This is a genomic window from Pseudomonas sp. NPDC087342, assembly GCF_044744265.1.
GTDB lineage: Bacteria > Pseudomonadota > Gammaproteobacteria > Pseudomonadales > Pseudomonadaceae > Aquipseudomonas > Aquipseudomonas nunensis.
The window spans coordinates 1-1,001 of sequence record NZ_JBIUXZ010000062.1; the positions used below are offsets into that span (position 1 = coordinate 1).

Below are 1,001 nucleotides of genomic sequence, written 5' to 3' on the forward strand. Positions count from 1 at the left end.
CTGACCAAGAGGCCAGTTGCAGCCTTCGAGCACGCCCAGGCCCACCAGCAACTGGCCTCTTGGTCAGCCATGCTCGGCCTGGCTGCAGCAGTGTCGCAAGACGACACCATGCAGCGCGTGCTCAAGGCCCCGCGACTGACGAGCGCAGACAAGGCCGCCACGTTTATTGACGTGTGCGGCGACAAGTTTGATGCCAAGGCACAGAACTTCATCAACGTCGTTTCCGAAAACGACCGTCTCCCGCTTTTGCCGGAGATATCCGCTCTGTTTGACCTGTACAAGGCCGAACAAGAGAAATCGGTAGACGTTGAAGTGACCAGTGCTTTTGCATTGAACCAAGAACAGCAAGACAAACTCGCCAAGGTTCTCAGTGCACGACTCAACCGGGAAGTGCGCCTGCAAGTCGAGGAAGACAAATCCCTGATCGGGGGCATTGTCATCCGCGCCGGCGACCTGGTTATCGATGGCTCGGTTCGCGGCAAACTCGCGAGCCTTGCCGAAGCATTGAAATCTTGAGTTTGAAGGGGCAGCAGAGCAATGCAGCAACTCAATCCTTCCGAAATAAGTGAAATTATCAAGGGCCGCATCGACAAACTCGATGTGACCTCCCAAGCCCGTAACGAAGGCACAGTCGTCAGCGTATCTGACGGTATCGTGCGGATTCACGGTCTGGCCGACGTAATGTACGGCGAGATGATCGAGTTTCCAGGCGGCGTCTTCGGTATGGCCCTCAACCTTGAGCAAGACTCTGTAGGCGCCGTTGTATTGGGCTCCTACCAGTCTCTGGCTGAAGGCATGAGCGCCAAGTGCACTGGCCGCATCCTCGAAGTTCCGGTTGGTAAGGAACTGCTGGGTCGCGTAGTCGACGCACTGGGTAACCCAGTTGACGGCAAAGGTCCGCTGAACAACACCGAGACCGATGCGGTCGAGAAAGTTGCTCCAGGCGTGATCTGGCGTAAGTCGGTAGACCAGCCTGTACAGACTGGCTACAAGGCTGTCGA

General features: G+C 56.6%; 1 protein-coding gene and 1 pseudogene. Both read left to right on the forward strand.

Annotated elements, in window-relative coordinates; all coding sequences use genetic code 11:
• The gene (locus tag ACIOYV_RS33295) at positions 1-516 is read left to right on the forward strand and encodes a F0F1 ATP synthase subunit delta (protein WP_401330729.1); all 516 of its coding nucleotides are present in this window, start codon (positions 1-3) and stop codon (positions 514-516) included.
• A 21-nt stretch (positions 517-537) separates the two neighbouring features.
• Positions 538-1,001, forward strand: a pseudogene (locus ACIOYV_RS33300) (F0F1 ATP synthase subunit alpha); the annotation flags it as partial.